This window comes from Vulcanisaeta sp. EB80 (assembly GCF_002078205.2).
The window spans coordinates 1-22,389 of record NZ_LCWN02000015.1 but is presented as its reverse complement, the minus strand read 5'-3'; the positions used below and the strand labels follow the sequence as shown (position 1 = coordinate 22,389).

Annotated in this window: 22 protein-coding genes and 1 pseudogene; 12 read left to right on the top strand and 11 right to left on the bottom strand. The window is 42.7% G+C overall.

From position 1 onward, the window contains the following. Positions 1-21: 21 nt before the first annotated feature. Positions 22-375: an aspartyl protease family protein gene (locus B7L70_RS04285; RefSeq protein WP_081226659.1), complete on the bottom strand. Its 354-nt coding sequence runs from the start codon at positions 373-375 to the stop codon at positions 22-24. Positions 376-502: 127 nt separating this feature from the next. Here B7L70_RS04285 and B7L70_RS13720 point away from each other — a divergent pair, with 127 nt between their 5' ends. The 5 genes from B7L70_RS13720 to B7L70_RS04265 are packed head-to-tail and all read left to right on the top strand — an operon-like array spanning position 503 to position 3,218. Further along, entirely contained in the window at positions 503-1,084 is a 582-nt protein-coding gene (locus B7L70_RS13720) for a thiamine pyrophosphate-binding protein (RefSeq protein ID WP_202908680.1), read from the top strand. Positions 1,085-1,116: 32 nt separating this feature from the next. Next, positions 1,117-1,569 carry a transketolase C-terminal domain-containing protein gene (locus tag B7L70_RS13715; protein WP_202908679.1) on the top strand — a complete coding sequence of 151 codons (453 nt, stop codon included), beginning with the start codon at positions 1,117-1,119 and terminating at the stop codon, positions 1,567-1,569. Next, entirely contained in the window at positions 1,566-2,405 is an 840-nt protein-coding gene (locus B7L70_RS04275; RefSeq protein WP_081226658.1) for a thiamine pyrophosphate-dependent enzyme, read from the top strand. The genes B7L70_RS13715 and B7L70_RS04275 overlap by 4 nt, the downstream gene beginning before the upstream one ends. Next, complete coding sequence (locus tag B7L70_RS04270; protein ID WP_081226657.1) at positions 2,392-2,628, top strand: ferredoxin family protein; 237 nt, start codon at positions 2,392-2,394, stop codon at positions 2,626-2,628. Before B7L70_RS04275 ends, B7L70_RS04270 begins: the two co-directional genes overlap by 14 nt. Continuing rightward, positions 2,625-3,218, top strand: coding sequence for a 2-oxoacid:acceptor oxidoreductase family protein (locus B7L70_RS04265; RefSeq protein ID WP_081226656.1), 594 nt, complete (start codon positions 2,625-2,627; stop codon positions 3,216-3,218). The genes B7L70_RS04270 and B7L70_RS04265 overlap by 4 nt, the downstream gene beginning before the upstream one ends. 20 nt (positions 3,219-3,238) lie before the next feature. Here the strand turns inward: B7L70_RS04265 and B7L70_RS14265 are convergent. The 7 genes and pseudogenes from B7L70_RS14265 to B7L70_RS04230 form a co-directional block, all read right to left on the bottom strand. Continuing rightward, a pseudogene (locus B7L70_RS14265) lies at positions 3,239-4,805 on the bottom strand (AMP-binding protein). Beyond that, a complete protein-coding gene (locus B7L70_RS04255) occupies positions 4,798-6,468 on the bottom strand; it encodes an acyl-CoA dehydrogenase family protein (RefSeq protein ID WP_081226655.1) in 1,671 nt (556 codons plus the stop codon). The pseudogene B7L70_RS14265 and the gene B7L70_RS04255 overlap by 8 nt, the downstream one beginning before the upstream one ends. Before the next feature lie 55 nt (positions 6,469-6,523). Further along, complete coding sequence (locus B7L70_RS04250) at positions 6,524-7,108, bottom strand: TetR/AcrR family transcriptional regulator (RefSeq protein ID WP_081226654.1); 585 nt, start codon at positions 7,106-7,108, stop codon at positions 6,524-6,526. Positions 7,109-7,156: 48 nt separating this feature from the next. Continuing rightward, positions 7,157-8,149 (bottom strand): 3-oxoacyl-ACP synthase, encoded by a 993-nt coding sequence (locus B7L70_RS04245; RefSeq protein WP_081226653.1) that lies wholly within the window; start codon positions 8,147-8,149, stop codon positions 7,157-7,159. Positions 8,150-8,155: 6 nt separating this feature from the next. Beyond that, a complete protein-coding gene (locus B7L70_RS04240; RefSeq protein WP_081226652.1) occupies positions 8,156-9,589 on the bottom strand; it encodes a class I adenylate-forming enzyme family protein in 1,434 nt (477 codons plus the stop codon). Between the two features lie 2 nt (positions 9,590-9,591). Continuing rightward, the gene (locus tag B7L70_RS04235) at positions 9,592-10,440 is read right to left on the bottom strand and encodes an alpha/beta fold hydrolase (protein WP_081226651.1); all 849 of its coding nucleotides are present in this window, start codon (positions 10,438-10,440) and stop codon (positions 9,592-9,594) included. Between the two features lie 11 nt (positions 10,441-10,451). Next, on the bottom strand, positions 10,452-11,834 hold the full coding sequence (locus B7L70_RS04230; RefSeq protein WP_081226650.1) for an MFS transporter: 1,383 nt from the start codon (positions 11,832-11,834) through the stop codon (positions 10,452-10,454). A gap of 243 nt (positions 11,835-12,077) precedes the next feature. Between B7L70_RS04230 and B7L70_RS14100 the strand changes: the two genes are divergently transcribed. Genes B7L70_RS14100 through B7L70_RS04215 form a run of 3 tightly spaced genes read left to right on the top strand, consistent with a single transcriptional unit; the run spans position 12,078 to position 14,937 of the window. Continuing rightward, complete coding sequence (locus tag B7L70_RS14100; RefSeq protein ID WP_081226649.1) at positions 12,078-12,464, top strand: penicillin acylase family protein; 387 nt, start codon at positions 12,078-12,080, stop codon at positions 12,462-12,464. A gap of 11 nt (positions 12,465-12,475) precedes the next feature. After that, on the top strand, positions 12,476-14,566 hold the full coding sequence (locus B7L70_RS04220) for a penicillin acylase family protein (protein WP_081226648.1): 2,091 nt from the start codon (positions 12,476-12,478) through the stop codon (positions 14,564-14,566). Further along, positions 14,563-14,937, top strand: a complete 375-nt coding sequence (locus B7L70_RS04215) for a hypothetical protein (protein ID WP_081226647.1) — start codon at positions 14,563-14,565, stop codon at positions 14,935-14,937. The genes B7L70_RS04220 and B7L70_RS04215 overlap by 4 nt, the downstream gene beginning before the upstream one ends. 26 nt (positions 14,938-14,963) lie before the next feature. Here the strand turns inward: B7L70_RS04215 and B7L70_RS04210 are convergent, their stop codons facing one another. Together B7L70_RS04210 and B7L70_RS04205 are read right to left on the bottom strand one after the other, a co-directional pair. Then, complete coding sequence (locus B7L70_RS04210; RefSeq protein ID WP_081226646.1) at positions 14,964-15,734, bottom strand: crotonase/enoyl-CoA hydratase family protein; 771 nt, start codon at positions 15,732-15,734, stop codon at positions 14,964-14,966. A gap of 34 nt (positions 15,735-15,768) precedes the next feature. Next, positions 15,769-17,142: an FAD-binding oxidoreductase gene (locus B7L70_RS04205; RefSeq protein ID WP_238376094.1), complete on the bottom strand. Its 1,374-nt coding sequence runs from the start codon at positions 17,140-17,142 to the stop codon at positions 15,769-15,771. Positions 17,143-17,293: 151 nt separating this feature from the next. On the opposite strand from B7L70_RS04205, the gene B7L70_RS04200 reads away from it, so the two are divergent. Then, complete coding sequence (locus tag B7L70_RS04200; RefSeq protein ID WP_081226645.1) at positions 17,294-18,370, top strand: alpha/beta fold hydrolase; 1,077 nt, start codon at positions 17,294-17,296, stop codon at positions 18,368-18,370. Here the strand turns inward: B7L70_RS04200 and B7L70_RS04195 are convergent. Then, entirely contained in the window at positions 18,357-19,277 is a 921-nt protein-coding gene (locus tag B7L70_RS04195; RefSeq protein WP_081226644.1) for an MBL fold metallo-hydrolase, read from the bottom strand. The genes B7L70_RS04200 and B7L70_RS04195 overlap by 14 nt on opposite strands. 80 nt (positions 19,278-19,357) lie before the next feature. Between B7L70_RS04195 and B7L70_RS04190 the strand changes: the two genes are divergently transcribed. The 3 genes from B7L70_RS04190 to B7L70_RS04180 all read left to right on the top strand — a co-directional run bounded on the left by B7L70_RS04190 (position 19,358) and on the right by B7L70_RS04180 (position 22,330). Beyond that, positions 19,358-20,314: a fumarylacetoacetate hydrolase family protein gene (locus B7L70_RS04190; RefSeq protein ID WP_081226643.1), complete on the top strand. Its 957-nt coding sequence runs from the start codon at positions 19,358-19,360 to the stop codon at positions 20,312-20,314. Between the two features lie 168 nt (positions 20,315-20,482). Further along, positions 20,483-20,830 (top strand): hypothetical protein, encoded by a 348-nt coding sequence (locus B7L70_RS04185; RefSeq protein WP_101940229.1) that lies wholly within the window; start codon positions 20,483-20,485, stop codon positions 20,828-20,830. Between the two features lie 75 nt (positions 20,831-20,905). Continuing rightward, positions 20,906-22,330, top strand: coding sequence for an APC family permease (locus B7L70_RS04180; RefSeq protein ID WP_081226641.1), 1,425 nt, complete (start codon positions 20,906-20,908; stop codon positions 22,328-22,330). Positions 22,331-22,389: the final 59 nt, after the last annotated feature.

Sequence of the window (22,389 nt, the reverse complement as noted above, 5' to 3'; positions counted from 1 at the left end):
GAGCCTGCAATACATAGGCAATCAATAAAGAAGTAGCCTTCCCTCCCTGAGCCTCCCAGTCACCGGGTCCACCTCAAGCTCGAGTATCTCCAGTGTTGTTACGCCAATGAGGACCTTATCGATTACGTCAGAGATAACCACAGGGACTATTTCCGACCTGCCCTCGAGCTCGATGAATGCCCTGGACCTATCAACCTCAATAACACCTGCGCCAGTCATTACCCTTGATTTAGCGGTAATCCTAAGTCCTAACTCATTGGCTATACTCCTCGGCACGACGGTCAGCGTTGCTCCAGTATCTACGAGCGCCCTCGTCTCAATTATTTTCAATCTATCCTCATTACCTATCCTTACATTTACCCATATATGTCCCACAATATGGTTTTATCCCTGGTTATTTTAAGGCTTTCAGTAAATCAATCCTCGAATCTATCGTAGTCATGGTAATTCTATCAGTCTTTATATCGATATATTTATATACAATGACTATATTTCGCTATTGATGGGTAGGTATTCGTTGATGATGGGTAGTGAGGCCTTGGTGCGTGGTGCCATATACGCAGGTGTTCGATTTTACTCCGGCTACCCAATAACGCCCGCCACGGAAATCGCTGAGTATATGTCCCAGTTATTGCCTAGGGTTGGTGGTATCTTTGTTCAGGCTGAGGATGAGTTAGCGGCGATAAACATGGCTATTGGTGCCTCGGTGGCCGGTTGGAAGGCCATGGTCGCCACTAGCGGCCCGGGTTTTTCCCTAATGCAGGAGGGTATTGGTTATGCCGTGAACACAGAGGTTCCCTTGGTTATAGTTGATGTTCAGAGGGGTGGTCCATCCACGGGACAACCAACACTCCCGTCACAGCAGGACGTCATGCAGGCTAGGTATGGTTCCCATGGCTCTTACGAAATAATAGTGCTGAGTCCCGGCAATGTTCAGGAGATGTTTTACTTAACAATCGATGCCGTGAACCTGTCGGAGCAGTATAGAACACTCGTCATCTTGTTGACCGAGGAAGTCACGGCACACCTCTGGGAGAAAATATACATACCAGACCCAGCGAATATCCAGTACTCCCTCACGTAACACCAACACCGCAGAACGGCGAGGGCTTCCTATTGGAGACTCAGCTCCATGATGAGAGGGGTTACAACGTGGCCAACGACCCCGAATTATCAGCAAAGGCTCTATGGAGGTTGATTAATAAGATTAGGGATAATGTGGATAGGATAGCTAGGGTCGATGTCCAGTTCAACAGCGACAACCCAGAGGTGTTCATTGCATCCTACGGTTGCTCAGCGAGGTCAGCGTTGGCCGCGGTCAAGATGCTTCGGCGTGATGGGTATAGGGTTGGTTACCTCCGCCTAATAACGCTGTGGCCATTCCCATCACAACTAATACGGAGTAAGCTTGATGGTGTCCATACGATCATCGTTCCAGAAATGAACTCGGGCTATATGGCTGAGGTCTTCAAGACCCTTGGTTACAACGTAATTCCGCTACCGAAGCTTGGTGGTGAAATGCCAACACCCGAGGAGATATACAACACAGCCCGGGGTGTCCTCGAATGAACCCACTAATACAGAGGTACCTAAGGAGTGAGTATGCCCAGGGGAAGAGGAGAACCATTTTCTGCCCAGGCTGTGGCAATGGTATAATTCTTGGGTACTTCGTTAGGGCGATTGACGAGTTGAAGAGGGAGGGTAAATTCGACGACTCCAGACTATACATAGTAACTGGGATTGGTTGTTCGGGAAATACCCCAATCCCGCTTAAGTACAATATTGTACGTGCACTACATGGTAGGGCACTCTCGGTGGCCACTGGGATAAAGCTCGTAAGACCTGACGCCGAGGTAGTGGTATTTGCGGGGGATGGTGACCTACTATCAATAGGTGGTAACCACTTCATACACACGATAAGGAGGAATGTTGGTGTAAAGGTCATACTAATCAACAACATGCTCTATGGAATGACCGGCGGGCAGGTTGCACCGACAACGCCCATAAACGCCATAACCCACACAACACCCTACGGTAATCCAGAACCACCACTAGACGCTTGCAAACTAGCCGTTTCCCTAGGTGCGACTTATGTTGCCAGGTGGACTGTTGCCCTGGCTAGACAATGCATTCAATCAATCAAGGAGTTACTGCTCCACAAAGGCTTCGGACTGCTGGAATGCCTCTCCCAATGTCCCGTCTATCAGGGCAGGTACGTCATCGGTGTCGATAGGCCATCGAAGATAATGGATTACTACCTAAGAATAACCGAGATATCAAGCGAGCCCAGGTACGGCGAGAAAATAACAATAGGCAAATTCGCCGACTACGAAAAACCAACGTATGAGGAAATCGTTTGGAGCATGATAAGTAAGGTTGGGAGGGTGATGCATGGTGAGGGCTAAGGCGAGGGTCGTGAAGATAGATGTTGATAAATACCTGTGCAAGGGGTGCTACATATGTGTTGATAAATGCCCAACAAAGGTCTTCGAGGCATCCAACGTAATTGGTGATTACGGAGCCTTCCTACCCGAGGCAAGGCACATAGAGAAATGCATCGATTGTGGAATATGCGAACTATACTGCCCAGACTACGCAATAACCATTGTGAGGGGTGATGGGGAGTGAGGCTTGAGGTGCGATTCGCAGGGTTTGGAGGGCAGGGCGTGATTACGGCAGGAAGGTTACTGGCATTAATTGTCATTGAGTCGGACCCAAGCATGTACGTGATCTACAGCCCATCCTACGGCTTCCAAACCAGGGGAGGTGATGCGATTTCCGACGTCATAATAAGCGATGAGGAGATTGACTACCCAAAGGCCAGGGCTCTAGACCTAGCCCTTATCCTGAGTCAGCAGGCCTATAATAAGTACTGTAAATACGTTAAGGATGATGGCACATTAATAATTGATAAGTACGTGAATAAACAAAACAACTGCCAGGGTAAGAGGCATTACGAACTTGACATCCTAGCTAACGCTAGGAAGCTAGGTGGGGATGTGTACTCATCAATGATAGCCCTTGGCTCAGCAATAGCACTACTAAGTACGAATTCGTTATTGAGGGATAAATTAACAATTGATATAGCAAAACACGTAGTGATCAATTACTTCAGAGAATCCCTAATAGGAAGGAAAATCAACATAGAGGATGTGATAAACAAAAACATATACGCATTAAATTTGGGTTATGACTTTATAATGAGTATGAATAAATAATTTTAATTTAAATAAATATATTACATACCTAATATTCTTCGTAGTTCCTTCTTATCTATCTTACCCGTACTTGTTAAGGGTATATTGCTAGTAAACACGATGTCATCGGGTATCCACCACTTTGGTATTCTTCCTGAAGCCACCTCCCTATTTAACGCATCATATATCATTTCCTTAGTTAGGTTGTAACTCTCCCTAGGCTTAACTACTGCTATAGGCCTCTCACCCCATTTTTCATGTGGCTTACCAATTACAGCTACAAGCTCAACCCCAGGTATGTTCGATATTATTGACTCGAGTATACTTGTTTGTATCCACTCACCACCGCTCTTAATAACATCTTTCAACCTATCAAATACTCTTAATCCACCGTCGCTAGTGACCATACCGACATCACCCGTCCTGAACCAACTACCGACATAGCTCTCCTTGGTCTTATCAGGGTCTTTGTAGTACTCATACGGTAACCAGGGTGCCCTTATCCAAACTTCACCCACTTGGTTGAGTCCAACATCCTTACCAGTACTTGGTTCAACAATCCTTATTTCAACAAAGGGAACAGGGTGTGTCGTTAATCGTAGATAGTCAAGGTATTCATCTACTGTATTGTACTTATTGGGGGCGATTGATATTGATGTTGCAAGCATATCTGTACCTCCATATATTGATGAGAACCTAATGCCCAATTCATGCATTCTTTTAGCAAGACCGCTACTTATGGGCATGCCGCCAACTAGGGCCTTTAGGTTCCTTAATATATAGTTTGCCCAGTTTCTCTGCCGCTTCTATTAACATGTAGACCATGGTGGGTACAGCATTTATCCAGGTGACCTTCTCCCTCTCAATCAATGTCAATACATTGTCTGGGGTGAACCTACCCATCAATACGTATTTATTGCATAGATACGGTGCATGTATAAAACTACCCCAGGAGTGGATGTGATAAAATGGTATCAATGGCATTATAACATCGCCTTGATGTAAACTAGCTGGTGTGTTGTAAAGACCAAGTTGATACACTATTGCTAATGCACCGTGGATTATTTTCTCGTGTGTATATCTGACGGCCTTCGGAAGCCCTGTTGTGCCGGAAGTAAATAATATCGAGAAGTAATCATTACCTGAAACCTCAACCTCAGGTTCCTTAGACTCCCTATTCTTAACTAAGTCATCATAGCAATACCTAGCGTTGCATGTCGATCCTAAACTCACGGTCTTATCCTTACTTACTAATTTACTTAATGCGGCAAAATCCTCCGAGTAAAATAACCACTCCACCTCAGCGACTTTAATCGTATACGCTATTTGATCCGGCGGTAACCTTATATTGACCGGATATACTACGGCACCGATCATTGCTGCTGCGTAGTGTATTTCGAACATTGGTAAGGTATTCCAGTCTGCAACGCCTATTACCGTCCCTTTACGTATGCCCAACGATAACAATGAATTGGCTAATGAAATGACGCGCCTATACACATCGCCATAACCAAGCTCACCCTTTCCCCAAACAACCTCAACATCTGGGCATAATGTAGCGGCCCTTCTTATTACATGGTGGACTGTAAAACCTAGTTCATTAGGCATATGATACCACCTCTTCCTTAAGATCCACAATTTTCTTACCAAGGCCTAAGGAACCAACCCTATAACCACCCCTCAAGTACCTATCCAGGTATAACCTAGCAATTACTGCGTATCTCTCCAGGCTAAGCTTATCAGCCATGTCTGTCAATACGATCACTGATATCGCATGCCCAAGTGTAGTTAGGATATCCTTAGCCCTAAACTCAGTCTCCACAGGGCTTAATGATGTAATGTCCTGCAATGCAGTCCTCATAATATTCATTGCAGACTCAGCAATATTATGATAATCCTTCTCCTTTATGGAGGCTACGATGTTTTCCAGGTCATTAATTAATACAACATGTGCATTTTTCTTGCTCATTGCCTCGAGCATGTCTAATGCCTGTATATTACTCGTCCCCTCCCAAATAGGTGTTATCAAAGCCTCTCTATGCCACCTCTCAATAGGGTACTCGCTTAGGAATCCAATGCCTCCGTGAAGTTCCATAGCCAACCTAGTTATGTATGCTGCGGCGTCAGCAGTAACATTCTTAGCAATATGCGTTAGCAATCTCGCATAGTGATAACGCTCACTGTATGGTGGATTATCATGCCATGACTTATCAAACTCATCAATGGCCTTGAATGTCAATGCCATGGCACCCTCAAGTGTTACTTCCATATCCATTAAGTCCCTAATAACAAGTGGATGCTCAATCAATAATTTACCAAAAGCCCTTCTCTTATTCGCATACTCATACGCCTCAAGATAAGCCTTCCTAGCAACGCCTATCGCACCCACGGCATTCGCTAATCTTGATACCATCAAATCCTCCATTATGTAGTAAATACCATTGGGCAAATCACCAACTATGTATGCCTCAGAACCGTGAAACTCAACCTCACCTGTCGGTACCGAGTTTGTACCGCTTTTATCCTTCAACCTCCTAACAATGAAGTTAAGGTTACCTCTTGAGTCTACACGAGGCACCGCAAACAATGCCAAACCCTTTGCACCAGGTTTACTACCCTCAGGCCTTGCAGATACTAACGCTATATCCGCCAAACCAACACCGCTGGCGAAATACTTCTCACCGTATAATCTCCATACACCACCCTCCATTCTCGCCATAGTTGTGTTAGCACCCAAGTCACTACCTCCCTGAACCTCTGTGAACCAGGTAGCGCCAAAATAGGGAGGTTTATCCTCACCAATAAGCCTAGGTACGTACTTCTTTAAATCATCACTACCGTATTTGTAGAGGGCATAGGCCGTTTGATTAGTTATCGTGATTATACAGTAAAGGCCGGGGTCGGATACGAGGAAGCCCATGGCATAATGCTCATGCCAACTACCACCCCTATACGGAGGCTTATTTATACCAAAATCATAGATCAACCTCTCAAGAACATACCTCTCGGCAGGATTTAACCAAACCCTATCAACCCTATTACCATTTATATCCCACATGATGTGCTTAGGCCTCGATAATTTATCCACATAATCCGTAACCTCAAGCAATTCTCGACCAGCAAATAACCCCAACTCATTTAGCTTCGGAACTCTACTAAGGAAATACTGCAACACCCTCTGAAACGGCTTATCGACACCATAAATATCCATGCCATAGATATTAGATAAGAAAGTATATACATCCAGGTTATCTACTGTTTGAGATTGCATATATCGTAAATATTAGATACTCTTAAAAACATTATATATTTATAGTTTATATAGATTATGGACTTAATATTCTCTCAAGTATTTTATTAACCTCATCAACAACATATCTAGGGACCTTACTATTTACCCACAGTATATACCTTTTTGCGATAAAGTCCGCAATGCCCATTAACACGAAAGATAGCACTTCAGGGTCGTATTTCGCTATTTCGCCTCTATTCATCGCATCCAATAATTTTTGAGAATATCTTTCAGATAATTTCATGTAATGCCATTTATATAATTCCAGGTTGTTGGACTCTGCCTCGATTAAAATCTTATAAAGGTACTGATTATAGTACATCCAATCAAAAAACGCCTCAAATCCCCTCTTCTCTATTGTCACCCTATTTGAAAGACCTGAAGTACTTAAGGTTAAATAATGCCTCATGTCCCTATTTATACGTCTAACAAGTTCCTCTAGCAATTCATCCTTATTTTTGAAATAAAAGTAAAAAAGACCATGAGATACCCCTGCCCTAGACGTTATTTCACTTATTGATGCATTGTTAAATCCTTTCTCAGCGATGACCGCTATTGCAGCATTGAGTATCTTATTTAACGATTCTTCACCCCTCCTTGTTTTAGGAAGGTATTTCATATCTACGTCAGTGTGAAAATAAAAATTAATTAATTTTAATGTTATAACTTACTTAATACGACGAAGTACTGTAGCACCCCAGGTCCATCCTGTGCCCGCCGCCACCAAAACAATAATACTACCCTTACTAATCTTTCCACTTTGTTCTGCTAACCATAGTGAAAGGAATGGATCCACAGCCTGCATATGACCATAATTTTCCAGGTATATCGATTTATTGGGCGATAATCCAAGCTCTCTAATTATTTTATCATGAAATGAACGCTTCATATGCAGTATTGCCAGGTAATCAATATCCTTTATTGTAAGACCACTTCTTTCTAAGGCATTCTTTATTACGAATATGAAATTCCTAAGTGACATTTCCTCAAAGCCTTTGCTAAACTCTTCTGTTCTATTTACCTCCAATAAGTAATCCTGTTCCATAACACTATTGCCATAAAAACGTTCACCTAATCTTTGATAAACAATATTAGAAAATTTGCCATCAGTTAATATGGAGCTTTCCAGTATTTCATATTTACCATCAACATTACTTAAGAGTACGGCTACTGCACCATCAGAAAAATCGTACATGAATGAAGAGTTCCTATCTTTGTAGTTAACAATGAGACTTTGTTTAGTGGCCGCGATAATTAACGCATAAAGATCGTCATTACTTGCTTGCAGCTTAGACTTTAATAGATCAAGAGCGACTATACTACTTACGCACTGCATTGATACGTCAAATCCGTAGGCATTCTTTATATTTAAACGTCCCATGACATTTGGTGCAACATTCCATACATACTTGTCCTTAAAGTCAGAGCCAGCATAGGCTACTATTCCAATCCTTACATTGTTATAATGGCTCAATAATTTCTTGGTTGCCAATTCAGCCATATCAGAAACTGAAAGTATCCTTTCAACGGGTTTCCTAACAATACCCATTTTATCCTTTATAACCCAATCAGGTAGTCCTGTGATTCTTGCTAATTCTTCATAATCAATAAATGTACCTGGTATGTACAATTCATAGTCAACTATATATGCACTCCTCATATTAAATCACGATTGATCAAGAATACTTCTAAAGCCATCACTAAGGTATCTCTCACGTAAATACCTCTTCGATATTTTACCAATTTCGGTCTTTGGTATTTCCTTAACAAATATTATATGTTTAGGAACCTTAAAGGATGGCAGGACCTTCTTAAGATCATTCTTTACGTCATCCTCCGTCACTTTATAACCAGCTTTCTTAACAACTACGGCAACTACAGCCTCGCCCCAACGCTCATCAGGGACACCAAACACTGCAGCATCCTCAATGTATGGTAATTGCTTAAGTGCAACTTCGACCTCTGTAGAGTACACATTCTCTCCTCCTGTCTTGATCATATCTTTCTTTCTATCTAAAAATACATAATCCCCCTCATCATCAACCATGAATAGATCTCCTGTCATTAAATAACCATCCTCAGTAAACGGCCTCTCGCTTGGTCTATTCCAATAACCCTTAAATACATGAGGACCCCTTATTAATAATTCGCCATCGTCCGCTAACTTCATCTCAATGAAAAGTAATGGTTTACCAACAGACCTCATCTTATCCTTATATCGCTCAGGTGATATGTAGAAATTATTAGGGCCTGCTTCCGTTAGGCCATAGCCCTGGAAGATTCTATAACCTCTTTTAATAAATCGCTGCGCTACGCTCGGTAATAAGGGTCCACCGCCATTGATAAATAGTACGTGCGATAGATCGTACTTATTAAAAAGTGGTGACTTGCTTATTGCGTCAAGCATTGTTGGTACACCCATATATAGAGTACACCTTTCCTTAGCCAAGGTTTCTATTGTCCAGTCTGGATCGAACTTCTCTGTTTCAGGAAGAACTACACGGCCACCAACTAGCAACAATGGCATTAGGAGTACGTTCCAGCCACCTGTGTGGTAGAGTGGCAATGAAACAAGGGTGCAGTCGTTCTTTGTAAGACCCCAGGATAATACCGTTATTATCGCATTCCAGAGAATTGAGCCTTCATGAATAATGGCACCTTTAGGCGGTCCTGTAGTACCACCAGTATAGAGAATCATTGCTGTTTCATCAAGGTTTATTTTATATTCATACTCATACTTATCGTTAGCCATCTCAAGAACCTTATCTGTGCTCACACCTTCATTATAATAATCATCAATCACAAGGGCTGGTTTAATATCGTTAATGGCAAACTTGAGAAAATCATGACCAAGTCTCGGATTTATAGGCACAAGGGCTGCTCCTAACTTCCTTAATGCAAAAAATATGGCTACATGATACAATGGTGATTTTATAAGCGTAATGACTCTATCGCCACCCCTAACGTTAAGCTTACGTAATGCATAAGCAATCCTATTTGATAAATCCTCAAGTTGTGAGTACGTGTATGCCTTATCACCAACCTTAATAGCTATTGTGTCATCAATTCTAGCCCTATGTTTTAGAAGACTCTCCAACATATTTAAATCACCAGAGGTTCCTTAGATGGCTTAAATAAGCCATTGACGACTTCATATATGAAATTAAGTACCACCTTATTGTAGTCCTCTGCACGCTCAATAATTGCTAAATGACCCGCGCCCCTAAGTATTATTAACTTGCTGTTTGGAATTGATTGGTTCATGATGTATGAGTTCTGTGGATTAACGACATAGTCCTCATCACCAGTTACTATTAGTGTTGGTACCCTTATACTAGGTAATTTATCTTTAAAATCAAACGATAAAACCGCAGCCAGTTGATTATTGTACGCCTTTGGATCTTCCTCAAACCTTATTCTCAAATTAACTAAGTATTCAATCTCATCCCTATGCTTATTAAAGTACTCCCTGGAAAATGCTATCCTCATCCTCTCAATTAGCATTTCTCTTTTATCAAGGCCAGACTTAGGTGGTTGCATTAGTATTTCCAGGGCCTCCTTACTTGGTGGTACCGACTTTATACCAAAGTTTGTTTCCCCGAGTATTAAGCCTCTAACCCTATCTGGGTTTTTATACGTAAAGTACATAGCAATCATGCCGCCCATCGATACACCCCATAGGAATGCTTTGTCAATCGATAAGTAATTTAATAGGTCCTCTAGATCATCTACGAAGTCGTCCATGGTATATGGCCTATCAGGCTTTGATGAATAACCAACGCCTCTATTATCATAAATTATCAACTTTACGTATTTAGAGAGGGACCTTTGCTTAACCCACATCCAATTGGCGTATCCTAAGCCCTCGATAAGGACTAGGGGGTCTCCTGACCCGTCAACCTCGTAATATATTGATACACCATCCCTAGTTTTAACATAACCACTCTGCATACTTATTCACCCTAGTCAGATACTTGTTCAAGCCTTAATTTAGTTGTTCTAGGTCCCGTAAGCACTATTGATGTGGCGATTATTTCAAATATTCCTAATAATATGAATGTCCAGACACCCGTGGAGATAGGCTTTAATGGATTGAAAACTAGGTAAATTACGAAGGGAACAATCGCACCACCAAGATGACCAACGCCATCAGCTATGGCAAAACCAGTAGCTCTCGCTCTAGTTGGAAATAACTCTGCGGTGTATGTATAGGCGGGTACGGCAAATGCCGTGGCAAATGCACCTAGGAATGCGCCTATTGTCAGTACTATTGGTGAGCGAAGAGCAACAGCTACGGCATACAGAAACACTGCAAGAGTAGCGATACTAAAGGCTGAGGCAACGAGATACTTCCTCTCCCACCTGTCAGCTATTGGCGCCATCGATAATGCTCCAACTATGTAACCAACACTACCCAATGCTATGTACCACGTCGCTGTCGTGAATGTAAAACCAGCAGCAACGAATATGTATGGTGCAAATCCTATAACACCGTAAGCAAGCATGTAATCAAAGAACCAAAACAATACTGCCATTAACAATCTTAGACCATACTTTCTATTAAATAACTCCGCTGTTGGAAACTTGGTAAGTATTTTTTCAGGAAGTGGAACGGGAACTTGCGGTAACGAACCAATCCTTCTTGCAACAAAATCCTCCAGTCTCTTTACAACACTTTCAGCCTCATCTATCTTACCCTTTATCGTTAACCACCTAGGGCTTTCAGGCATTAGGAATCGCAATGGCACTATTGCTATGGCAACTAGTGCTCCTAGCCCAAATAACCATCTCCAACCTATTGGAGACATTGGAATAAGAGCAAATGCTATGAACGGCGTTACCGCAAAACCGATAGCACCAGCTAAATATGTAAGTTGAACCATTTTACCCCTAATATGTGCAGGTGTTATTTCAGATATGTATGTATTTATGATTGCTATCTCAGCACCAATACCCATACCCGTTATTAATCTACTCACTATCAAAATCACAGCATTAGTGGCGAAAGCACTACCTAGGGAACCAATTGCAATTAATATTGCGTTGGTTATTAATCCCAATCTACGCCCCCAATAATCACTTATTGTCGCAACAAAGTACGCACCAATAATATAACCAAACAATGAAGCAGAAACAGCCTCACTAAGATCAAGCCTTGAAAGACGCAATTGCTGAACCATAGGAGATATAATCGCAAAGGATAAGGTAAGTATATCATAGAACGCAAAGAAATAACCAAGCCCTATAATAACCATCCACGAAACTGGGTAAGGTCTAATGGGAAGCCTATCAATTCTAGCTCTAAGTTCACCGAGCTTAAGTTCTCTATCTGACACTTGACTCACCTGTCAACTTTTACTTTTTGTACTATTTTTAAACATTACAGTTAAATAATTATAAAAGATCAAAATAATGTAATAAATAACCAATAATATTATCCATTAATTATTCCTAAAAGAATTCAAGAAATAAAGAAAAAAGTCAATCTTACTAAAGATTTTTTATACATAATCATATATAATCATGGTAATAATTTACATATTTTATAAATATAGTGTTTTTATTAACTCTTTAATTTTGATTGTTTTGTGGCTAAGTTTATTTATGTTAAGTTAGGTTTGTCTGTTGTTGGTTTAGTGCTCGTTATTGTTTTGGTGAGTGTTCCTATTAGTGTTATGGCTCCTCTTGGTCAGGTTCTTAATCCGGGAACTGGTGTTTGGGTTAATGTTCCTCCGCCTGGTGTTGGGTGCTATAGTGGTGTTTTGACTGTTAATGGTGGTTCGGCGGCGATTGTCGTCTGTGTAACCCCGGATGGTTTTGTTAGGATAGCATCTAATGAGACTTGGGCGGTGTTTTATGAGCAGGGTTACTTAACTGCTGAGTATAGGTTGGCTCAGATGTATTTTATGGCTATGATGACCATGGGTAACCTCTCATCTATAGTTGGGCCTTCCGTACGTATATTAGCACACTGAGCCCTAGGAGGATGCCCATAGTGTTTAAGGTGCTTGGATTTAAGCCGCGGCAGTGGACTATGGAGGACACATTCGCAATACAGCAATTACTCACATGGTCCCTGAGCGGAACTGCTGATCCTCTGCCATTCACCATAGCCCTCCTTAAGATGCCACCTGAGGTTGTTTATGCGTTCTATCCAGCGTATCCACCACCCCCACAATATCCTGTTTACCCCTATGAATGGAATCCATCCATATACAATACGACAGGTAATATGAAATACCTCAACCTTTACTCGCTAAATCCATTACCTCCAGGGATTTCTAAGCAGGAGTTTATTAGTGCCATTGATGAGGCAATAAGGTTTTACCTCGAGGGTGATACGTCATTCAGGAACTCCATAGTCAGCAAAATAATCCCTGGCATAAATCCATTTGAGCACTACGTTATTGGACTAAGTGATGAGGGCAGCAATAACTGGGTTGCGCTTTCACCTAATGGCGAAGCCTTTCTGGCAAATGATCCGCACTTAACCACGACTGTGCCATCGATATGGATAGGCTTTCAATTAGTCGGTCCTGGCATGAATGTTGTCGGTGTTGACTTCCCCGGAGTTCCAGGTGTCATACTTGGTCATAATCCATACATTGCGTGGGGTGCCACAGATGCCGAGCCCCAGGTCGTGTATTACTACGTTGAGGTCACAAGCCCGGAGCATCCAGGTGAGTATTACTATGATGGTTCGTGGATACCGTTCAAGGTCATTCACGAGGAAATATACGTGAAGGGTGTTGGTTATGTCCCATTTAATGTGGTCCTTGCCAGGAACGGAGTGGTTATTGCAAACTACAGTGATGTGGTCATAGTCATGAATTGGACGGGGCTGTACCCAACCGATGAGGGCGCCACGTTCTTATACTTCGACATAGCCCAAAACCTATCTGGGTTCCTTAAGGGGCTCTCTTACTTCGAGGTTGGGATACAGAACTTTGCCTATGCTGATAGGTATGGTAATATTGGTATTTTTGCCTGGGGATTATACCCAATAGTGAATGGTGGAAACCCCAGGGCGGTACTCCTCGGTAATGGATCATATGATTGGGTTGGCTTTATACCCAGGCAATACCAACCATACGTCCTTAACCCACCTTCGCACTTCGCCCTCTCCGCTAATGAGATCATAGTGTCTCCAAATTACCCATACTACGTGGGTTGGGTCTTTGAAAGCGGGTTTAGGGCTGATGAAATCTACACGTTGTTATCGGAGTATGAGGCGCAGGGTAACATTACGTACCAATCAATAGAGAGCATTCAGTTGAATGTTCACGATTACACGACAAACCTATTCCTAAAACCACTACTTAATGCCCTATCGACACACCTGAACCAACTAACGCAAACTGAGGTTGAGGCATACGAATTGCTTGAGAATTGGGATGGTGATTTCGCAGTCGATTCGCCGGCAGCTACGATTTATTACTTCTGGTTATTAAACTACCTAAATGACACATTCCTACCCTGGTTTGAATATTACAACATAACACCGGCTGATGGACTCGGTCAATTTTCACTATTCCTAGGTTCTGATACCGTGTTTCACGGACCATTAATACTAGACCTAGCCAATTGGACAAATAATTACCCAAACATACAGTGGTTCAATAACCCATTAACTGGACAGAGGAGGAATGCGACTATGGTCATGCTCCTAGCCTTTAACCAAACAATCACAGAACTAACCCATGAATTAGGACCGAACCCATCAACGTGGTATTGGGGCAGGGTTCACAAGAGAATATTGACAAGCTTCTTCGGTATTAACCCATTATCAGTAGGTCCATTTCCAGCGCCTGGGGATGGTAATACGATTAATGCGGCATACGGCCTGTTATCTAACGAAGGCCCGAGCTGGCGTATGGTAGTTGATATGGCAGAACCGTTGAGTGCAGTCGGCGTGTACCCAGGCGGTGTTTCTGAGTATTCATTAAGTCCGTTGTACAACGATACAACAGCATACTGGCTTAATGGGCAGTACTATACATTAATACCACCAGGTTTGCCGCAGTATTTCTATTACCTATACACACCAAACGCAACCCTACCGGGTGATTCGTCATGAGGCTCAGTGAGAGAACTTGGTTCTGGGTCCTATTCGTAATTAATCTCGTAATCTCGCTTATACTCTCGATTACTGGTTACTGGCTACTCATTGCTGTGCTTGGTATAATCATTGGTTACTTACTGAATGCTAGGAGGGCTTTGAATGCATTTGCAGCTACTGGAGTACCTGCATTAATCGCTGTATTAATAGCCATATTGATGAACCCATACGCACTGGATAATGGGGAGATAACGGCTGCAATAATAGGGTTACCATACAATGTTACTGGTGCAGTGATACTGTTGATAGTGACGGTGTTGATTACCACGGCGATAGGAGGCTTGGGAGGATTGGTAGGGCATTACGTAAGGAAATTAGTGACTAAGTAATTTGTGATATCGTATCGGTTTAAAAATCACCCAATCTCTCCATGCCTCCCAAAACCCTGAAGGAATCTCCCAACTCCCTCATGAATCTCCCCTGATTTTATCGATTCAATTCCTCGATTCATCTCAATAACCAAACCGTCATTTAACGGTCTCCCTAAACCCTCATATAGTGCTAACCTATCATTCCTAAGGGTCCTCTGCGGATACTTACTTATTAACTCCGCAATTTCGATTGCCTTATCAAGGGCCTTACCCTCATCAACCAGGTAATTAACGAGACCCCATTGATAGGCCTCCTCAGCAGAGATTAAGCGACCGGTTAGTATCATGTCAAGGGCCCTACCAACCCCAATAATCCTAGCAAGCCTCTGCGTTCCGCCATCGACAAGTGGAACACCAAAACGTCTCTCAAGGAAGCCGAATTTAGCCGTCTTATCAGCAACCCTAATGTCAGCCCAAAGTGCGATCTCCAATCCACCGGCCACACAATAGCCGCTTATAGCCGCAATAACAGGCTTCGATAGAATCATCCTCGTAAACCCCAGCGGACCGTTAGGATTGCTAACCCTCTTAATCATCCTATCAATATCGTAGAGATCAGCCCCAGCTGAGAAATTACCACCTGCCCCCATTATTATCCCCACGTACGAATCATCATCCTCCTCAAAATACCTCCATGCCCTGTACAACTCCTCAGCCGTATCTGCATCAACAGCATTTCTTCTCTCGGGCCTGTTAATAATAACAACGTATACATGACCCCTCCTCTCAACCTTGATGTTCTTGTAATCACCCATACCAAGCTTAGGTAGAGCTGTTAGCTTTTTGCATTTATTCCAGTAACTTGCCTGGATTAAGTATGTTTTTACTGTCAAGGAGCCCCTTAATCAGTTTTAGAATGTTTAATTGCCCTTTCATTTCCTCCTTAACAAACCCTCTCTTTAGTAAACCTGTTCCGTGGTGATGAGTTATTGTGGCACCAACACTATGAGCGACCTCAAATGCCTCCTGCCATATTCTCCAATAAACCTCCTCATCCTGCTTAAAAACAACGACTGTGTATAGTGAAGCACCATTCAGATAAACATGTGTAATCCTTGGTAGGACGTATACGACACCATCAATATCCTTAAGACCCTCCTTAATACTTAAGTAAAGTTTCAGTAACCTACTCCATGTCGTTGCCATATCAATAGTCTCAACCCAGAGACCTGAATTGACTAACTGCATTAGTTGATTTTCATACTCCCTAGAAAATACGACCCTCCATTTCCTAACAAGCTCCTGCTCAACCTCAACGCCGCCATGCACCTTTGCCATGCCATCTGCAGTGTTCGCCTCCGCAGCAACAATTTCTCCATAATACCCCCTAAACCTGACCAATGCAATGTTTCTATCTTCACCAATCATTAACCTGCTGCTATCCTCGTCATGAATTACGATCCTCCAGGGACCAGGAAGTTTAACAACGAAATCCTTAGCAAAGCTGATAGCATCTTTCATGCTCATGAATATATATGCCTTATCAATGTAGTGATTTGCTAATGGCTTAACCTTAAGCGTGGCCTTAACGACTATGCCTAGCGTCCCATCTGAACCTATGAATAGACGGCGTAAATCAGGCCAGGAAGCCCTAACGTAATTTCCTGGACCTACTGTGATCATGTCACCGTTTGGCAATAAGATCTCCATCGATAACACAATCTCCTCAATGTTACTAAGGCTGTGTGATCCAGTGGCACCATGTGCTATGGCTCCACCGATTGTAAGTAGATTAAACGATTGTGGGTGAAAGTCTAGCGTATAACCCCTCTCATTAAGCCACCTCTCTATATCAGCAACCTTAGCACCTGCCTCAACAGTTATCGTGAGATCCTCCTCATTAAAATTAATTATCTTATTTAACCCCTTCATATCGACCACAACACAGCCTGAATGATATGAACCACCAACAACACTTGAACCACCACCAAAAGGTACGAGACAAACACCGTGCTTATTAGCAATCTTAACAATACCCCTTAACTCATCGAGGCTCACAGGCCTAAGTACAAGTGGTGGTTTATCAATAACGTGGCCTAGTAGCTCCCTAAGCATGAGCAATGTCCACCAATCCCTACTAAAGGCATGCATCTCCTCGCCAGTAACTATAATGTCCTCGCGAATACTTGTCCTGACCTCATTTATAAACTCGTTAAGACTCACAAAGAAGTATTATTTATTCCATTATTATGTAAAGCTCTTATATTAATTCTATATACTGCTCATCACATGTTGTAAGCATAAATAGACTATGATGAATTATATCTAAATAGTAGTGCATTCATTAATTAGGTGGCATAAGATTTTATTACTGATGGCAGATTGGCTTTTGACCTGGGAAGGGCCCATAAATGAGGTTGCTGGGCTTACCGAGAGGATCTGGATCATTGAGAGGGAACCCGGCAGTTGCTTTGATAGGATTGCACTTAGAGAGGTCAGGGGTGGCGAGGTTAGGTATCCATACCCAGTTCTCATATTGCCTGGCATGTTTTCCCACGGGGAACAGCTCATCCACGTATCATGGCATGGTATCCAACCCACGATATCCCTAACGCAACATCCCGATACGGCAATACCACTTTACCTGGCTAAACGTGGCTTCCTTACTTACACAGTCGATTATAGGACACATTTCGTAATGCCTGACATTAAGGACTTATCATTCATGCTTAAGTGGGGTTGGGATGCTTGGTTAAGTGATGTTAAAGTTGTTGTTGATAAGGTGAAGGAATTGGGTGGTAAGGATGAGGTTATACTCATTGGTGAGAGCTTCGGTGGAATTGCATCAATGAATTTCGCATCGGTTGATCAAGAAAGCATTAAGGCGATCGTGTTTTTAGACGGAGCACCAATAAAGGAACAAGCACCACGCATTATAAGTGCCGCATCAATTAGCGAGTTAGAGGCAAAGAAGTTATACGCGGTGCAATCACTTATCGGGCTTGAATTCTCGGGAGGATTAGCAAACCAGGTTTGGTTGAGGGCTCTGTATAATCCATCATTACCAAGTCCTAACCCTAATTTTAGGACGTTAGCTGACTACCTAGTGGATGTTCTATACCGTGCAGGTTTAGCGAACCCATACTCATACCCATACACACCCAAGGAAGTTGCCTTTGCAGTGATGGCAACCTTCGATCCATATTGGCCGGCTAGGTTGCTCATAGAACCTACTGACAAGTTTAGGGTTGGTTACGGCAATGTTAGAGTACCAACGTTAGCCATAGTAAGTGAGTTTGGTATGAGAATTGTAGATATGGAAGTCCTAAATAGGATTAATACGAAGATCATTACATTAAAGGGTTATGGGCATCTTGATGTGTATGCTAACCCAAACAATGTCAAGAATGTTAATGAACCAGTCTATGATTGGTTACTCAACTTAACCTGACCTCAGCCCTATACTTAATCATTTCAGCTACCACCTCATTTAAATTACTCAACGGTGAGCCAAGCGGTTCTCCTCTAAACTCACTATATGCCCTAGCCACGTTACCAATCACCCTCTCCTTATCAAACCAGTTGTTGTAATCCTCAAGATCGATATCCCTAGCGGCCCTATCATACGGCATACCTTCCTTAAACCTCTTCCATGCCTCATCCCTTATGTACGTTAGGTAATCCCTAGCCCTATACAGGGCATCTTTTCCGTGAACCAACGGTCCATGCCCTGGTATGTAAGTATCAGCATTTAAAGATGCCAAATGGTCAAGCGCCTCTATGGATCCTTTCACCGAACCAAACAATACAAAGGGCGTGCAGGGCTCAGCAAATAGTAAATCGCCTGTGAAAACAATGCCCGAGTCAGGTACGTATACGTACACATCACCGATCGTGTGCGCTGGGTACCCTATGTACCTAACCTCAACCACTTTATCGCCAATATACAACGTGATTGAATCTGAGAATACCACGTCCTGAAGTGAGTACTTTGCACCGGTGAAATCGACGTCAGGGAATAAGTGTTTGTAAAGGTTTATTAGGTTAAGCTTTGATTCCTCCTCAATCAATCTCCTAGTATTTACATGGGCTATAGACAACGCGTTAAATAAGTGATTTGTCCAGGTGTGATCGCCGTGATAGTGAGTATTGATTAGGAGTCTCGTTGATCCTGCCATAATCCCCTTCGTCTTCGATAGGAAGTCCATTGCCATGCTTTCGTTCGTAAAGGAATCAATTATTATCGAGAAATCCCTACCAACTATCAACCCTGCGTTAGATATGAACCACGTGCCCCTCTGTTGAATGTAAGCATAAACGCCCTTATCCACCTCAATGAGACCTGATTGCCAACTCATTGTAATTGTATTGCGTCATTTTAATTTAAAATAATTTCTTAATGGCAACACTAATTAAGTAGGTTTGTAATTTATGACTGATGAGGTTACTTAGTTATCTAAGGGACGGCAGGATTAGGTCCGGAGTCCTCTTCGATTCGGATTACGTACTCGATCTAAATGACTCCTGCTATAGCATGCTCATTTATCGAGGCGAGGATGAGGCATTTACAGAGAGGTATTGCAACGCCGTATTACCACCAGACATGCTTGGCGTGCTCCAGTCTGGCGATGAGGGTCTTAACATGATTAGAAGGGTCGTTGAATGGGCCGGTAAGAATAGGGATATTGCTAGCCTTAGGAGATTGAGTGATGTAAAACTGAAGGCACCGCTGACCAGGGCAAACATGCTTAGGGACTTCCTGGCATTTAGGGGTCATGTAGAGGCATCATCAAGAAGGATGGGTACACGAATACCTGAAGAGTGGTATAGAATACCGACATATTACAAGGGCGATCCAGCCATATTCTACGGGCATCTTGAGGATATACCTTGGCCAAGCTATGCAAAGAGTCTCGACTTCGAACTAGAGGTTGCGGCTATAATTTACAAGAAAGGTAGGAACGTAAGTAAGGATAGGGCTTATGACTTTATAGTTGGGTATACAATATTTAACGACTTTAGCATCAGGGAACTTGAGGCTGTGGAGCTAAAACTTCTGTTAGGGCCAGGTAAGAGCAAGGATTTCGCGAATGGTTTAGGGCCTTGGATTGTCACAAGGGATGAACTACCTGACATAAAGGGACTAAGAGTTTACGCTAAGGTCAATGGGGAAACATGGTGCGACACTAAGATTGAGGGTATGCAATGGGATTTTGGTGACATGATATCCTATGTATCCATGGATGAGTACATAAGGCCAGGCGATGTATTTGGAAGTGGTACAGTAACGGGCTGTACAGGTTTAGACGTAGGCAAGGCGTTAAAGCCAGGTGATGTGGTCGAGCTATATGTTGAGGGAATAGGTACACTCATCAATCGCATAATAAAGGCTTAACTATACGTTCTATCTCATAGAATATCATTCTATGATAACTTGAAGAGTAAAGCCATAAGAAGGCGGTGAATGTATTATTCATGTGATTTATCAATCAATCTCTCATTTAAATAGAAGCATTGAAATATAGAAACATTTAAAGAGAGTTATGGTACTAATATGCCTTGTATGAATGAAGAATCAAGTAGACCGACGGATAAAGAACCGTTTTACTTCAAATCGTATGATAAGGTAATAGGTATAGCCCACGATATTTACGAATTAAGGAACGAAATAGAACGACTTATGCAGGTAGACACCAAAGCCCTGGAATACCACCTAAGCGAGGGCCATATTATACAGTGGCTTAACTACATTGGTGAAAAGGAGCTAGCAAGCAAGTTGATGGGCGTTAAGGACCCTAAGGATGCCCTAGAAATAATCAACACGCATCTAAAGCCAAGAAATGTGGCCATGGATAAAGAACCCAATACTGGACGTAGGTCTCGTAGGCAAAGGAGGAGCAGACATAATTAATTGTTTATTATAATTTAAATAACTGTTTATTAAACGTTTAATTAACTATAAATACTCTAAGCCTACAGAATCCACGTGACCGAAACCATAAGCAGGGAACTTAGGAGGAATGCCACGGGCTTCCTCGGCTCGTTGTATAACTCATTGGCTGGGCAGGCGCCAGCATATAGCATTGCAGGTGGTGCTGCATTCATAATGAGCTATGCATACGCCGCCTCACCGTTGGCAATGCTACTAACATTACTTGGCGTCTTGGCAATAGTTTACTCAATATTCGTGATGGCACGCAAATACCCGCACGCCGCCAGTTTCTATGCTTATGTAACAAATACATTGAACTCCAGGGTTGGTTTCTTCAACGGTATTGTTTATACGGTGTTCTACAGCATAATTGGTGTTGGTTCAATAGCCATAGCCTTCGCATACCTTGGCACCGAGGGCATATACGCAATCACTGGCCACCCGATAAACCCATTAATCCTACTCCCAATACCCATAGTCCTTGCCCTAGTACCCGCAGTGCTCGGCATAAGACCTACCATTAGGACCGAAATGACACTAACAAGCATTGAGATCGCAATCCTCCTATTATTCGTAGTACTATCCTTTGCGGCAAACATAAATAGGCTCTCCATACTACCATTCACGGTACAGGGCACATACCAAACAAGTCCAAGCGGTATCCTAATGGCATTATCGGGTGGGTTAGTCTTCGCCATAACCTACTTCATGGGTTTCGAAGTTAGCACGCAGATTTCCGAGGAGGTTAGGGACACCAGGAGGAGTGTGCCGACAAGCACCCTTTGGGCTACAGTACTCATGGGTGTGCTGTACATGCTCGTTACATACGCCATAATACTCAACATCGGTTACTCACAATCATCAATTAATAACTTCGTAAATGAGGCTGAGGGCATGGGACCAAACCCCGTATACACACTGATCGGTCACTACCTGGGCGAGGCTGGTCTCATATTGTTTGCAGTAAGTGTGATGCTCAGCGTGTTCGGTTGCTACCTAGCCACACTAAATGCAACGGCTAGGATGCTCTACGGCATGGCCAGGGATGGATTACTACCCACGTGGCTCGCGGAGACCCATCCAAGGTATAAAAGCCCGCACAAGGCCCTTTACCTAAGCACTGCAATCGCAATCATAACGATAATGCTCGCGTACCTTGCGTCATACGTAAGCGGTTACTACAAACCAATTACACTAACCTATAACGCAATGGAATATGCATATGCAATCGACTCGCTATATTACGTACTCAGCCTATTACTAATAGCCGTCGGCGCACTCAGGGTCACAACATGGCGTGGTAGGGTCGCGATAACCATTGGTGCCGCGCTGCTTGCCATAACATTCTACTACTCAGTAACAGGCATGGCATACCTGTACATATTAATTGCATCCATATTGTTGATAGTTGTTGTTGAATTAACAATATTGAGAAACAAGTTGGATAAAATCAAGATAACCACATGCCCCTACTGTTGATGCAAAAATTTAACTTCGGCATAGTCGATAATAAAATGAATCAAAATGTACGATGCCTA